At 56.6% G+C, this 13,215-nt stretch carries 19 protein-coding genes and 1 pseudogene; 6 read left to right on the top strand and 14 right to left on the bottom strand.

From position 1 onward, the window contains the following. Positions 1 to 62: 62 nt before the first annotated feature. The 4 genes from HY298_04635 to HY298_04620 all read right to left on the bottom strand — a co-directional run bounded on the left by HY298_04635 (position 63) and on the right by HY298_04620 (position 3,785). The gene (locus HY298_04635; GenBank protein MBI3849564.1) at positions 63 to 311 is read right to left on the bottom strand and encodes a hypothetical protein; all 249 of its coding nucleotides are present in this window, start codon (positions 309 to 311) and stop codon (positions 63 to 65) included. An 806-nt stretch (positions 312 to 1,117) separates the two neighbouring features. Continuing rightward, positions 1,118 to 1,432 (bottom strand): hypothetical protein, encoded by a 315-nt coding sequence (locus tag HY298_04630; protein MBI3849563.1) that lies wholly within the window; start codon positions 1,430 to 1,432, stop codon positions 1,118 to 1,120. 288 nt (positions 1,433 to 1,720) lie between these two features. Beyond that, positions 1,721 to 2,491, bottom strand: a complete 771-nt coding sequence (locus HY298_04625; GenBank protein MBI3849562.1) for a slipin family protein — start codon at positions 2,489 to 2,491, stop codon at positions 1,721 to 1,723. A 10-nt stretch (positions 2,492 to 2,501) separates the two neighbouring features. Beyond that, complete coding sequence (locus tag HY298_04620) at positions 2,502 to 3,785, bottom strand: nodulation protein NfeD (protein MBI3849561.1); 1,284 nt, start codon at positions 3,783 to 3,785, stop codon at positions 2,502 to 2,504. Between the two features lie 138 nt (positions 3,786 to 3,923). Here HY298_04620 and HY298_04615 point away from each other — a divergent pair, with 138 nt between their 5' ends. The 6 genes from HY298_04615 to HY298_04590 all read left to right on the top strand — a co-directional run bounded on the left by HY298_04615 (position 3,924) and on the right by HY298_04590 (position 6,473). Next, the gene (locus HY298_04615; GenBank protein ID MBI3849560.1) at positions 3,924 to 4,286 is read left to right on the top strand and encodes a hypothetical protein; all 363 of its coding nucleotides are present in this window, start codon (positions 3,924 to 3,926) and stop codon (positions 4,284 to 4,286) included. Positions 4,287 to 4,368: 82 nt separating this feature from the next. Continuing rightward, positions 4,369 to 4,761 carry a hypothetical protein gene (locus tag HY298_04610; GenBank protein MBI3849559.1) on the top strand — a complete coding sequence of 131 codons (393 nt, stop codon included), beginning with the start codon at positions 4,369 to 4,371 and terminating at the stop codon, positions 4,759 to 4,761. Further along, a complete protein-coding gene (locus tag HY298_04605) occupies positions 4,758 to 4,913 on the top strand; it encodes a hypothetical protein (protein ID MBI3849558.1) in 156 nt (51 codons plus the stop codon). Before HY298_04610 ends, HY298_04605 begins: the two co-directional genes overlap by 4 nt. A 167-nt stretch (positions 4,914 to 5,080) precedes the next feature. Then, complete coding sequence (locus HY298_04600; protein MBI3849557.1) at positions 5,081 to 5,227, top strand: hypothetical protein; 147 nt, start codon at positions 5,081 to 5,083, stop codon at positions 5,225 to 5,227. Next, a complete protein-coding gene (locus HY298_04595) occupies positions 5,224 to 6,048 on the top strand; it encodes an SDR family oxidoreductase (protein MBI3849556.1) in 825 nt (274 codons plus the stop codon). The genes HY298_04600 and HY298_04595 overlap by 4 nt, the downstream gene beginning before the upstream one ends. Further along, positions 6,045 to 6,473, top strand: a complete 429-nt coding sequence (locus HY298_04590) for a hypothetical protein (GenBank protein MBI3849555.1) — start codon at positions 6,045 to 6,047, stop codon at positions 6,471 to 6,473. Before HY298_04595 ends, HY298_04590 begins: the two co-directional genes overlap by 4 nt. Here HY298_04590 and HY298_04585 read toward each other — a convergent pair. From HY298_04585 to HY298_04540, 10 genes and pseudogenes are all read right to left on the bottom strand, one after another. Then, positions 6,414 to 7,181, bottom strand: a complete 768-nt coding sequence (locus HY298_04585; GenBank protein MBI3849554.1) for a DUF4145 domain-containing protein — start codon at positions 7,179 to 7,181, stop codon at positions 6,414 to 6,416. The two genes, HY298_04590 and HY298_04585, sit on opposite strands and share 60 nt — an antisense overlap. 9 nt (positions 7,182 to 7,190) lie before the next feature. Beyond that, positions 7,191 to 7,610, bottom strand: coding sequence for a hypothetical protein (locus HY298_04580; GenBank protein MBI3849553.1), 420 nt, complete (start codon positions 7,608 to 7,610; stop codon positions 7,191 to 7,193). A 96-nt stretch (positions 7,611 to 7,706) separates the two neighbouring features. Continuing rightward, positions 7,707 to 7,841 (bottom strand): annotated as a pseudogene (locus HY298_04575) (modification methylase). A 127-nt stretch (positions 7,842 to 7,968) separates the two neighbouring features. Beyond that, positions 7,969 to 9,741 carry a SagB/ThcOx family dehydrogenase gene (locus HY298_04570; GenBank protein ID MBI3849552.1) on the bottom strand — a complete coding sequence of 591 codons (1,773 nt, stop codon included), beginning with the start codon at positions 9,739 to 9,741 and terminating at the stop codon, positions 7,969 to 7,971. Next, positions 9,742 to 10,011 (bottom strand): DUF3050 domain-containing protein, encoded by a 270-nt coding sequence (locus HY298_04565; GenBank protein MBI3849551.1) that lies wholly within the window; start codon positions 10,009 to 10,011, stop codon positions 9,742 to 9,744. A gap of 84 nt (positions 10,012 to 10,095) precedes the next feature. After that, complete coding sequence (locus HY298_04560) at positions 10,096 to 10,521, bottom strand: amino acid-binding protein (GenBank protein MBI3849550.1); 426 nt, start codon at positions 10,519 to 10,521, stop codon at positions 10,096 to 10,098. Between the two features lie 127 nt (positions 10,522 to 10,648). Continuing rightward, positions 10,649 to 11,536: a LysR family transcriptional regulator gene (locus tag HY298_04555; GenBank protein MBI3849549.1), complete on the bottom strand. Its 888-nt coding sequence runs from the start codon at positions 11,534 to 11,536 to the stop codon at positions 10,649 to 10,651. Between the two features lie 201 nt (positions 11,537 to 11,737). Next, complete coding sequence (locus HY298_04550) at positions 11,738 to 11,953, bottom strand: DUF3185 domain-containing protein (protein ID MBI3849548.1); 216 nt, start codon at positions 11,951 to 11,953, stop codon at positions 11,738 to 11,740. Between the two features lie 38 nt (positions 11,954 to 11,991). Continuing rightward, a complete protein-coding gene (locus HY298_04545; protein MBI3849547.1) occupies positions 11,992 to 12,144 on the bottom strand; it encodes a lmo0937 family membrane protein in 153 nt (50 codons plus the stop codon). A gap of 74 nt (positions 12,145 to 12,218) precedes the next feature. Continuing rightward, complete coding sequence (locus tag HY298_04540; protein MBI3849546.1) at positions 12,219 to 12,998, bottom strand: BON domain-containing protein; 780 nt, start codon at positions 12,996 to 12,998, stop codon at positions 12,219 to 12,221. Positions 12,999 to 13,215 lie beyond the last annotated feature (217 nt).

Genomic DNA, 13,215 nt, shown 5'->3' with positions numbered 1-13,215 from the left:
ATTCCATTTCCATTTGCGGTGTTCGTGACCTGGCCCTCAACGTGGCGGGCCGGGTTTGTGGATTAGTCACCCCTGAGGTCACTCACCGGAAAAGTGAAATTCATTCGCGCGTCAGCAAATTCGCCCAGAACCTGCATGTTGGTAATATGGCGGTTGAAGCAGAAAAAAAGAGCCTCAAGCCCCGTTTCAAACACGCGCGCGTTCTCGTGTTTCGTCGTCCAACCAGAAAGGCCCTTTACATAATTCAACGTGCTTTTGTTTTGCAGTAATACATTCATAGATCTTTCCGCTGCGGTTATGCAGCGGTTCATGATTTACAGTTTCAATTATGCTCACCAGTCCTTCAACATCTGGCGATCATTCGTTTATTCCTCCATGACGCCATCCATGAGTCTCCGCAAAACGATCGCCGCGACGTTCCATGGTCCGCTCAAAAGGAATCGTCGCGGCGAGGGATCTCGCTTGCGGGCTCGAGGCCAGGAACTGTAACGCAACGTCCCGGTTGTCGATAGTGTCCACCGGGACCACTTTCAAAGACAAGTCGCCGAAAGATTTTAGAGATCGTGACATGATAACTTCAGTTTTTGCTTTGGTTCATTAATTAATTCCTGCGGTTCAGGCGCAGCGTGTTCAGGAGCTTCCGGGCCACCCTCTCCTTCGAACCTGGCCAGATCGTCAGGGTCTAACCGCCCCGACGCCACCTCCCATTGATCCTGCCGCCGATGCGGCCGGCTGTCTTCCGCGGTCAAATTCATCTCGCTGTTTGCGCTCCGCCTTTCCCACCGATCTAACTGTGCCGTCTTGTGTCAAAGCTTCCCAATACTTTGTTGGTATGCCGGCCATAGCTTAAATCTATAGCGAGCACCTGATGCCGTTAGAGGAGCGGAGAAGCTGAATTCAAGACACCCCTTCTCAGCAGTGGGTCGCCGAGGAAGAGGCGATGAAAAAGAGGATGGAAGAAAAACCCCGCGAGGTTGCGGAGACGGGAAACGAGATTTACGATTCCAAATAAGCTGGGTCTGCTTCTCCGGCTTGGCTTCGCGTGGCGCCTTGGCAAAGGGATTCATTTGCGGCGGCGCATCCACGCGCTCCTTGCGGTTCAACAAACCCTCAATCGTCAGCAGTTGGATTTTCGGATAATCCGTGGCGTGCCAGAAGCTCTTGATTCGTAACGGCCCGCGTCCGCCGCTTCATCGCGCATCGGTTTGGTGGGCTTTTCCAGCGTGAGGAGAATTCCGCCTGCCGCTTTCTGATTGTTCACGTCGCCGAGCAACGTCGCCACGTCGCCGCGCTTCACGCCGCCGCCTTTGACCTGCACGATGATTTTGCGCCGAATGGTTTCTTCGTCCGGGGAGCGCGGACGCCTCGTCTGCGCGATTGAGCGCCCTCGCTCAATCGTTTCGGATGATTCCAGCGGGGCGCTGGAATCCACACGCGGGGCGCGTGTGCTCCCCAAATCATGAAGATATCCTCAGATCCGACGGAGAAACTCTTGAACGAACAAAAACCTGCCACCTTGTATGCTCACCTCGGCGGTTATCCAACTAAAGTTGGCCAGCAGGACAAAGCGGCCTCCGTTTCCGAAGGCCGCTGCGAGTTTGCGTCAATTATTCACCGATTGGTTTACGGCGTCGGCGGCGTGGGCGCGGGTTTGGGATGGTGCGGGCCGCGTCCGGTGTGGCGGGTGGTAGTCCATTTGGCCAACATGGCGGGGTCGTTCTTATTTCTTCAAAAACACCGAGAACAAATCAATCGGCAACGGCAGGAAGGTGGTCGTGTTGTGTTCGCTCGCCATCTCCCGCATCGTCTGGAGATAGCGCAATTGCAACGCAATGGGTTCTTTGGCGATCATCGCAGCGGCTTGCACCATTTTCTCGGCGGCTTGAAATTCGCCTTCGGCGTTCACGACTTTCGCGCGGCGTTCGCGTTCGGCCTCGGCTTGTTTGGCCATTGCGCGTTTCATGCTGTCCGGCAACGCCACTTCCCTCACTTCCACCGCCGTGACTTTGATGCCCCACGGCTCGGTTTGTTTATCAATGATTTCCTGCAACTTTTGGTTGATGATATCGCGTTGCGAAAGCAGGTCGTCCAACGGTGACTGGCCAAGCACGCTGCGCAAGGTCGTCTGCGCGATGAGCGAAGTCGCTTTCCAGAAATTTTCCACCTTTACCACCGCCGCGTTCGGATCAACGACGCGGAAATAAATCACTGCATCGACCGTGGCCGGCACGTTGTCGCGCGTCATGATTTCCTGTTTGGGCACGTCAATGGTCACCACGCGCAAATCCATCCTCACCATGCGGTCCACGATGGGAATGAGGAAGATGAGTCCCGGCCCTTTCGCACCCTGCAATTTGCCGAGCCGGAAAATGACGCCGCGTTCGTATTCGCGCAGAATGCGGATGGACTGCGGCAGCACAACCACCGCGAGCACAATCAAGACAATCGCCCAGGGGCCGAGTTTAGTGGCCAGGTTTAACAACAGGTCCATAATTTCTCCTTCATTGGTTTTTTGGTTTCACTTTCAACGTCAATCCCTCAATGCCGATGACTTCGACGGGTTGGCCGGCCTCGACGGGCGTTTCGCTCACGGCGTTCCAGTGTTCGCCTTCGATAAACACCCTGCCGCCACCCGCGTCAATGCGCGAAAGCGCGCCGACTGTTTTGCCCAGCATCGTTTCCTTGCCGGATTGAACCGGTCGGAATTGCGCGCGCAATCCCGCGCCCACGATGAAAATGAAAAACGCCGCCGTCAGCACCGTCGCCGGGATGATGTAAGCGAGGGACAATCTGAAACTGGGATCGTTACGGTCGAACAACATCAGCGCGCCGAGGAAAAACGAAATGATGCCGCCCCCCGTCAAAATGCCATGCGTCGGCGTGAACACGTCCACGATGAACAGCGCCACCGCGAGGCCAATCAACGCCAGCCCCGCCGTGTTCACGGGCAGAATCGCCGACATGTAAAGCACGAGGATCAATGCAATCGCGCCCACGACGCCCGGCAGGATCGCGCCCGGATTGCTTAATTCGCCGATGATCCCGTAAATGACCATAAGCATGAGCACAAACATCATTTCCGGTCGCAACACCACTTGAAAGAATCGTTCTCCAGCGGTCATGCGGATTTCAAAAACTTCAGCTTTCGCGGTGTTCAGCGCCTTGTCACCAACGGTGCGCCCGTCGAGTTGTTTGAGCAGGTCGGGCACGTCTTTGGCGATGAGATCAATGACGTTGAGGTCGAGTGCTTTTTCGGCCGTGGTCGCCTTGCTGTCGATCACGGCGGACCTGGCCCACTCCACGTTGCGATGGCGGCGGTCGGCAATGGATTCGATGAAGGTGGAAGCGTAGTTCTCCATTTTTTTCTTCATCACGTCATCGATTTTTTCCACGTCGCCGCCCATGCCGATGGAAACCGGATGCGCGGCACCGATGCTGGTATTCGGCGCCATCGCCGCCACGTCCGCCGCGAGCGTGATGAACGCGCCCGCGCTGCCCGCGCTCGCGCCGGAAGGTGACACGTAAACGACCGTCGGCACGGGCGAAGCGTAAAACTTCTGGACGATGTCCTTGGTCGAATCGAGCAGGCCGCCGGGCGTGTCGAGTTGGATGATGAGGCAGGCGTCATTACGCGCGGCCGCGACATCAATCGCCCGGGAGATGTAGCTGGCGGTGGCGGGGCCAATCGCGCCATTGATTTTAATCAGTCCAACCTCCGTCGCGCGCAGGTTTCCCCCGGCGACCCACATTGATCCGGCAATCAAGACTGACGCCCAGCGGGTCATGGCACTGTGAATTTACCCGAAAATCATTTCCGTGTAAATGCGTGATTGAAACACTGAAGGCTTGGTTGTTTTTGAAATACATGTCCGAGCCTTCATTCTGTGCTTGTGCCGTCTGCTTGGATTGGGCACTCTTTGGACATGGGTAAAGTCGTCGGCAAAATCAAGCTGACCAACCTGTTCGACTCGGGAGCGCAGCATCGCAAACTCTCCAAGGCGAAACCCCGCTCTGTGGAAGTCGAAGCTTTGGTGGAGGAGCCGGTCGATGGGCCAATGCGGTTGCAGACGATACGCGAGTTGCAGGCGGAACCAGTTCAGAGTCGGATGCGCCGCACTTACTACCAGGTGATTGATTTTCGGCACGTGCCGCCCGGCAGCGGAGATTTTCGCGACCTGCTGCACGGCCGCTATACTGCTCCGTTCCACTACTCCTTGCCTCCGTCCTGCTGGGGGATAAAGAATGAAACGAGGCAAAGGCGCTCCAGCAAGAAAGATCTATTATGAAATCCCATCCATTCAACACGCCGATTCCCAAAGTGACGGCGGCTGGACCGCGTGAATGAAATCAAGAGAATCTCTTAATGCGATGAACACCAAGACGGCTGGTTATCTGATGCTTTACGGCGCGTTCCTCATTGTCATGGGGCTGCTCGGTTATTTGTCCAACCCGGAAAAAGCGAAGACGGCGCTGATGTCTGGCGGCACCTTTGGCGCGCTCTCGATTGTTTGGGGCGTGCTGGGCGCGCGCGGCGTCCGGTGGAGCCTGCCTGCGGCATTGGCGACCACCGGCCTGCTGGCTCTCGTCTTAGCTTGGCGGGCGAGCGTCGGCTGGCTGGCGGTCCTCGATGGCAAATCCGAAAAACTGTTCGCGGCGAGTTTAATCACTCTCATGCTGGCGGCCTCGGTGCTGATGCTGCTGTGTTTGCTGAAGTCCCGAAAGACCGCCGAGGCGGAACAACCGGCGAGCAGCAAGCGATGAAACATATCAAGCGCATCGTCGTGATGGGCTTTTCCAGCGTGAGCAGAATTCCGCCCGCCGCCTTCTGGTTGTTCACGTCGCCGGGCAACGTCGCCACGTCGCCGCCTTTGACCTCCACGATGATTTTGCGCCGCTCATCCTTGGACTCGTAGAAATACAGCAAGCCGTCCACGCCGCGAGGGCTGGGGTGAGGGCGGACGCGCCCGATCATCTTTTGAAAGGTGTCGCCGTCGAATGAATCGAAACTGAAAGTGATTCGGTTGCGGCAGGCTGATATTCCGCCTCGTCAACTGGGGCGCCCGGCAATATCCTCACGGCAATGAACCGGCTGATCTTCGGCGGCAAACTTGGAATAGACGCGACGAAGAAGCTGCCTTGCGAAGGCTTCAAACGCTCGTGGCCGCCGCTCATCAAGATGAATGAGGCCGTGTGCAGGAGAATTGACGCGCTATTCAATACCCAGTGACCAAGTTCGCAAATCGTACAGCTATCGTAACCGGCGGCGCGTCGGGCATTGGGCGCGCGTTGTGCGACCGGCTTGCGGCTGCTGAAGCGAACGTCTTTGTGGCTGATATCGACATTGCTCGCGCTCGTGAGGTGGCGGCTGCGATTCAAACTAGAGGCGGTCGCGCTGAAGCGGTGCAAGCGGACGTGTCGCAGGCAGCGGACACCGAGCGATTGGTGACTGCCGTCGTCACGTCTCACGGGCGTTTGGATTACATGTTCAACAACGCCGCGGTCGCAATCGTAGGCGAGTTGCGCGATGGCAACGTCGAAGATTTCCGGCGCGTGGTGGACGTGAACCTGTTCGGTGTGGTGCATGGCACGATGGCGGCGTACCGCGTGATGTTGCGGCAACGCTTTGGGCACATCGTGAATATTTCGTCAGTGACCGGTTTGATGCCGACACCCATTCTCACGGCGTACAGCACAACGAAATGGGCCATCGTTGGTTTCTCGACCGCATTGCGCGCGGAAGCCGCTGCCTTGGGCGTGAAAGTCAGTGTGGCGTGTCCCGGTCTGGTGCGGACGGACATCGGGGAGCGCAACGTGTACTGGAATGTGCGGAAGGAAGATCACCTGGCTCAACTTCCCTGGCGCTGGGCGATCGAGCCAGGCCAGGCCGCGAAAGCCATCCTGCGCGGAGTCGCGCGCAATCAGGAGCTCATCGTGTTTCCGTTCTCCGCCCGCGTGGCGTGGTGGGTGTATCGGGTGTGCCCGTGGGTTTTCGCGCCTCTGATGCGGCAAATGTCAAAACGCTTTCGTGCCTTGCGAATCAAGCCATGACCCTCGACCACGCCACCAGCGAAATCGCCACCGGCGCAAAACTTGGCACCGACGCGACGAAGAAATTGCCGAGTGAAGGTTTCAAACGCCCGTGGCCGCCGCTCGTCCTTGGACTCATAGAAATACAGCAAGCCGTCCACGCCGCGATATGCGCCCTTGCCGTCGCCTTCCTTGAGCGGGCGGGCGTCAATGAGCGAGAGCGCCCAATGTTGGAATTGGAACTTGTCCAGTTCCGCCAGCCGTTGCGCGCTGGTGAAATCCGTGGGTTGGCCCTTTTCCTCAAATTGCAATTCCTCGCCAAAGGCATCTTTCAAACGGCGCTTGATAAGGTTGATGGCGAGATAAGTGACATCAATGCTGATCGACTAAAGGTTGTTTGCAAGTTCCTCGATTGCAGAACGCGTTGCTTGATGAAGTTTGTCTAAATCCTCTTTACGGACGTAAGCGTTACGGTTGTGGACAGCAAGGTCGCCAAAGAATTTAAGTTCGGGCAAAATCCGTTTTGTATTCCTAGTCAGTCCCAATGTCGGCTCGGCACTCGCTTTGCCAATCAAGTCCGAAAAATCAAGATAGTTACCGTCACGTTTGATTCTGTCGGCAATGGTGTGATGTTCAAAGGCAAGAACGATCAATGATTCGACCAGGCGGCGTATCATTGCGGCGCAAGCATTGTAGCAAGCGCTGTCGTAGCAACGGTTGATCTCCCATAAAACTTTCTTCTGAACGCGAAACCGGTCTTCGATTAAATCGTTCGGGATGAAGACGGCGATAGTGGCCGAGTTCGCTGGCGTCTCGGTAGTTTCGAGTTCAGCAGCTAAGTCTGATTGCACTTTGAAAGAGGTTTCATCTGCGAGCTTGAGCATTTCGGCAGGCGGAGCTGGATAGATTGTCGTCATGCGCTGAATGAGTGGCTCGATAGTCGCGAGTTGGAAAGCTACCCGAGGATAGCGCTCCGGTGGGTAGTCCCGCAGCAAGGCCAAGAAAGCTTTACGAACTCTGGCTAGCGCTCCTCGAACCTTGATAGAATAAAAGGAGTGAGATGCCAAGCTGACCTTGTTCCGCTTGGCGGCACGGAGAGCTTTGATGATGTCGTCCAGCTTACGGACGAATTCCTCGTAACGAGCGTTCGACACGTGAAACCTTTAGGGATTCGTATAGACCCACAACTTTTTATTTCCAACTTTGTCTTTCTGTCGGCGTAACTTTCGCCGTTGGACCAGAGATATTAACTCGCCACTGAGGGAAGTCGCCGGATAATGCCATCCGTGTGCCTGCAACTCGTCACGAATCTGCCCGCTAGATTTTGGGGATTTGAAGAATCCTTCGTCTTTAAGGACCAGGATTCTACCGGCGGCAGTTTCGTCATCAACGTCGGCTTCGGCTTCTTTCTTTCTGCTCACTTTTGGCGATACTGGAGCGTCTTGAGTCGGTGTTGGTTCTCTTGGGGCAAGCAAATGGCTGAGGATGACCTCAAAGGCTTTCAGCTTCAGCTCGCCATCTGGCATTTCAGCGACAGATTTCTCAGCCAGTTTCCGCATTTCGATGAGTTTTTTTGCATCCATTAGTTTCTCCTTTGTTCAGTGGTTCAGGTTTTTCAGGTTTGAAAGGAAAGTGTTCTCGACGTCTTGGAATTGCGCCTGACTGGCTTCGCCGGAAGCTTCGCGGAACAGGACGTTGTAATCCGCGTTGGAATTGAACGGCGGGTCGAGATAAACCAGGTCAACGCTGACGTCCGGAAAAAGTTCCTTGTTCCGTAGCCAACCTAGATTGTCACCGAAAAGCAGCCGGTTCATGCGGAGGCAATTTACCAAAGGCAGTCACCGCCTACGAGCAAGATTCTGAGTGACACGGGATCTCCACCGAGACGATTTACACGATGCGCGACCGTCCGAAGCAGATGCGATGTTCCATGCTTGAGGGCTAACGGACTGATGCTTCCAAGTGGTGGTAGGCTGCGAGGGTCGCGAGCCGAGCGTCTTCCACAGGGCCGCCCACGGTGAAATGGTAGAGGCTTTGGAAGGCGTCGTCCGCGAGGCCTGTCTGCGTGCCCCGCACAGGCAGGCCCATCAATTCATGCACGGGATCGTCGAAGAAACAGCCGATGCCGGTTGCTCTCACGCTCTGGGCTTCGGCTTCCAGGTAGAGGACCTGCCCGATCATGCCGGTTTCCCAAAATAGATGGCGATAGCGGCAGGGAGCCGTCTCAAGTTCCTCCCGAAACCGCGCGATCATGCCCAAAGAGAAAGCGCCGTCGCCCGCAATGGACTGCTGGCAGCTTACCGACGTTGCGGTGCTCTGAAAATCTCCGGCCTGGAGCAAATACAAGGGAAGCGCTTCCTCCACTGGACGCCAGAGGAAATGGCGATGGCACTTTTGCCGCAAGACGGGCAAATCCCGTTCCGCTCGCGGCAAGAAATACAAGCCCGGCTCCAATCCCGTGACGCGGTGGACGAACAAGAGCAGATGCACGCAAGCGACGGTCAGTCCGAGATCGAACGGCGCGCCGTCGTCGCGGGGCAGGGTCTTGTCCAGCATGGTGCAAAACTGGTTTTTAGTGATGCTGGTGACCCCATCGAAGGCCACCGCGCTCCTTCTTTGGCGAATGATTTGTGCGGCAGGGATTGCAGATTGGGCCGTCGGCGCGTAAAACGGGCGTGTTGTTTCCGGCAACCCCCTCTGCTCCATCGGATGGAGGAGAGGGCCGGGGAGAGGAGGCGCGTTTTTATCAGGAATTCCACTCTCCTCGATCCTCTCCCCACTCGTTCCTCGCGGGGAGAGGAAGAAACAACGTTGGGGTCTTGCCGTTGCCTCCGCCACGCGCGAAATAATTTCCCAATCCACATGATCCTCGCTCAATTGATTTGGCGTTCCCTGGAACTCCAGCCCGGAAAACTCCGATACAATCTCTGACGGCAAATCTCGCGGAATCCGCTGCTCCCCGCTGCGGTGGACGAAACACAGCAGCTCGGTATGCTCCGACTCGAACTCCGGCCAGTGGATTTGATCGAAGCCCAACAAGCTCGCCATCTCCTCGTCCGACACCGCATTCAGCCAGGTGACTCTCCAGCCGAGCAGATTGGCGGAGAAGCTGAGGGCCGCCATGGCATGTCCAACGTCGTGCTGGCAATAGCGAAAAGCCCGTTCACCGTATTTCCAGGCTTCGCGCCAAAAGATGCTGGTCAAGGCGACAAGGAATCCATCCGTGTGCAGATGCTCTTTGATTTGCTGCCACAGCGTTTCGGGCACTTGAGCTCTGGGTTCCAGAGCGTGCAGGAAAGAGTTGTAATGGAAGACGCCCGCGGCGACTCCGGGCAGCACCGGCAGGATCAGGTGGGCTTCGGTCGGATGAAGATTGCCGCTGGAAGGATTCATCCGCAAAGCCCAGGTGGTTCCCGGAATGGATTTCCACGCCGAAAGCCCGAGTGATAACTCAAGAAAAGCGCCGATGGTTTCGCGGGTAAAATCCTGGAAGGCGTTACGGCTCCTTTCATACAAGGCCAGGTGCTCGCTCGCGGGGTCTTTTTGCAGCAACGGAAGCCTGACCGCGGTCACTCCTTCGTAGAAGCGGAAGGGATTGGGCTGATTGGCCCAGTCCAGGAACCCGGCGGACCGCGCATAGCGATGAAAATGATGCTTGGTCTGCTCGTGATAAAGCAGCGTCTCGGTGACTGCGAAATCGATCTCGGTGTTCATTCATCGGGCAGAGCCGCCAATTCGTGAGCGGCTCAACAAATGCCGAGGGGACACGTTGGCTTCTATGGCTTTGAGCACGCCATCCCAGAAACGTATTCGGGCGCTGATGGCGTTGCAAGCGGCTGCCTCTGCTTCTGCCTGCCGCACCGGATCGCTGCCACAAAGCTCGTTCAGCAACAACATGGTGAGCGGGCCCCCTCGACCAAGCCCGTTCCGTTGCGCAAAGCGCGCGATTCCCAGAACCTCCAGAGCAGAACAGAAAAGCAACATTGGGAATTCGGATGCCGAAATCGGCTAACGAAACAGGCGCGCCGGGACAGTTCGAACTTCGGTAACAGCAGGGAAGTTGTTGACCTAAGACAATCGCCGAAGCACCCGGATCGCTCTGTCGGCTTCCTTTGCACCGTCTAGCGCGAGATAACCGACAAACCGCTTGCCGACCGCTGTTGCGGAGCAGCCCCGCAAGCTGATGCCGGCTGAGGCGATTGCGCCTGTAATTTCGCTGCTAACACCCGGTCTGTTCGCTCCCTCCACACGCACGGCATGCATCATTTTAGTCTTCAGGAAACCAGTGTCGTTGGCAGCTTTAATCTGTGCCGCGCCCTTCAAGGGAGCTACGAACACCACTCCCATTCCGGGTGACTCGGGTGCCCGTCGCGCAAGAATGAAGTCCAGATTTGTGCCCACCTGGGCGAGTGCCCCAAGCTTTTCCGCCAAGCCACCCGGACGGTCTTCGACATCCGCAGCCCACACGACCGCACGCGTTATCTTCAATTTCATATCTTCACCTGTTTTGGCTGGACTGATGTCGGTTGAACACATCCCCACTATGAACGTTCAACGCCGCGCTGTCATGCCCAAATCCGACCAAAGACCCGTGGACTTCCACGCTGCTTAATTCAGGACACTACGGTGCGGTGAGGCTTTTGACGATCTCGATGTATTGTCGCAAGGCGCGTGAATCGTTATCCCGATTCCAGGCAATGTAGTAATCGGTCTTGACCGGCGACGCCAATGGCCGGATGGCCACTCCGGGTTGGGGCAGGTTTTTGATGTGCTCGCGCGCCAGGGTGACGCCCAAACCTTCGGCGACGAACGTCATGAGCGCGGGTTCCAACTCGGCGTCTTGCAGAATTCTCGGCGTGAACCCAGCCGGCTGGCAGGTTTCGCAGAGCCAATCGCGAAAGCCCGGATGCGTCTTCTCGGACATGCCCACGAAAAACATCGTTTTCAACTCGCCGAGATTTACCCGGCGCTTGCTGGCCAGCGGATGCTTTGCCGGCAGGACCACCACCGTTCTGTGCCGGGCGATGCTTTCCCATTGCAAGCCCCTCGTGGATGCTGGAGGACGCAACCCCACAAAGCCCAGATCGATCTTGCGCGCTTCCAGGGCGCGAAACTGTTCCGCCGGCGTCATGTCGAAGATGTTCAGCGCAGTGTGTGGGAAGGCCAGGCGGAAGGCCCCGAGCGTTTCGGGGAGCAGCTCGAAACTAAAATTGGACGAATACGCAATGTTCAACTGGCCGGTTTCGCCCCGGCTGAGACGCTGCACCGCCTGGACACTTTCCGTGGCCAGCGCCAGCACGCGTCGGGCATCAACGAGGAAAGCCCGCCCTTCCTCGGTCAAGGCCACCTGGCTTTTGGAACGGTTCAGGAGACGCACGCCGATCTCCTCCTCCAGGTTATGGATTTGGCGCGTGAGCGAGGGCTGCGCTAAATGCAGCTTTGCGGCGGCCTTGGTAAAACTCAGATTTTCTGCCACGGCCACGAAATCCCGCAGGTGACGCAGTTCCATATCGTGCCCGGCAGTTTAGCAAGTTCAATCGCATTAGCAACCGGTCAAATGAAACTCGAATGAACAATTGAACTTCAGAACGACAACGACGCAGCGGCGATCAGCACAAGCCCATTACCTTTAGAACGACGACCACCACGAGCACCGCGCCGATGAGGATCCCGGTGGCCTTTCATGCTGGCACCCGTTCGACTCTGTGCATCAAGCCCGCCTGGGTCTGACCACCAGCAACACGATTCCGCCGACGAGCGCGAGTGCTCCAGCGACCGGCGGGATGAAATGGCTGTCGGTGGTCTCAATGTGCATGCCGAGGAACTCGACCGGTTTCCCCGGGGTCTTAAAGGTAATGCCCGAGTAAGCGAGCACCACGACGCCAAGAGCGATCAGAATGACGGCCACTATGGTTTTTGTGTTCATATTGAATCTCCAGTTTACTTTCTTTGGTTAGCAGCTTCTTAACTCAGTGGCTTGCGACCCGTAATGAGGTTTACGAGTATCATGATGACCGCAATGACCAGCAGGATGTGAATAAACGAACCTATCGTGTAGCCGGTGACCAGTCCGAGCAGCCACAGGATTATCAATACTACCGCAATCGTGTATAACATACGTTTCCTTTCAATTGGTTTAAGAACCGCTGCGGGCTGGCGCGTTGCGCGCCAGCCGACAGCGATCCATCAGTTTAGTTATTCTTGGCGACCTCGAGGGTCATGTTGTTGACCACGCTGGTCACTCCGTCAATGTCGGTGACGAGTTTGGTGACCAAGCTCTTTTCGGCGGCGTTCTTGGCATTGCCGCTCACCGTGACCACGCCATCCGTCGTCTTGACCTTCGTCTTTAGGGCGCTGGTCGAGCGATGCGACATCAACGACGACTTGACCTGGGCGGTGATGGAGGCGTCATCAATCTTCTCGCCGATCGTTCGATCCGGCGGGCTGGAGTTCTTGACGACCGTCATCTGGTTCTTCACGTCTTTGACGCCTTCCACGTCTTTGGCGTATTCGGTCGTGAGTTCCTTTTGGGCCTGGCTGTTGGCCTCGCCGCTCAACGTGACGATGCCGTCCTGGACGTTCACGTCGGTCTTGGTGGCCCTCACGTTGCGATGAAACAACAGCGCGGACTTCACTTTCACGCCCACCCAGCCATCCGAATGTTCGGCGTGGCTTTCCCCTTTGACTATCAGTTGATTATCCACGCTCTTGACACCAGGCAGACTCTCCACCGTGTCTTCGGCGAGGGATCTATGGGAACTTTCCGCAACCGTTCCCTTCAAGGTGACAACGCCATCCTTGGAGTGAAGCGCAATCGAATCGCCCTGGAGGTATGTCTTGAATACATGGGACTTTTTGGCCGATGCCTCGATGCGGTTATCCGTCTCGGTCGCGTGCAGCGCCGTGCTGGTGATGAACAAAGCGCCCGTGGCTGCTAACAGCGCGAGCGGATAGGTTATTTTCGATTTCATTATATTTTTGACTTTCTGTTTCTACGTTTTTGGTTTTTTAACACTGTGTTTACGATACGATATGCGCCCGCCCTTGCCAGCGGGGGGTACCCCCCATGTCGCAGGTGGACGGCTCTTCCGTCGGTGTAAAAGTCTTTCTGTAAATTGTCTTTCTTCTCTCCGCCTCCACCCCTCCGGGGTGAGGCGGAGCGAAGGCGAGCGTAGCGAGCCGAGCGCA

It is taken from the genome of Verrucomicrobiota bacterium (assembly GCA_016200005.1).
In the GTDB taxonomy this organism is placed as follows: Bacteria; Verrucomicrobiota; Verrucomicrobiia; order Limisphaerales; family PALSA-1396; genus PALSA-1396.
The sequence above is the reverse complement of the archived record's forward strand: the minus strand, read 5'-3'. Positions and strand labels throughout refer to the sequence as shown.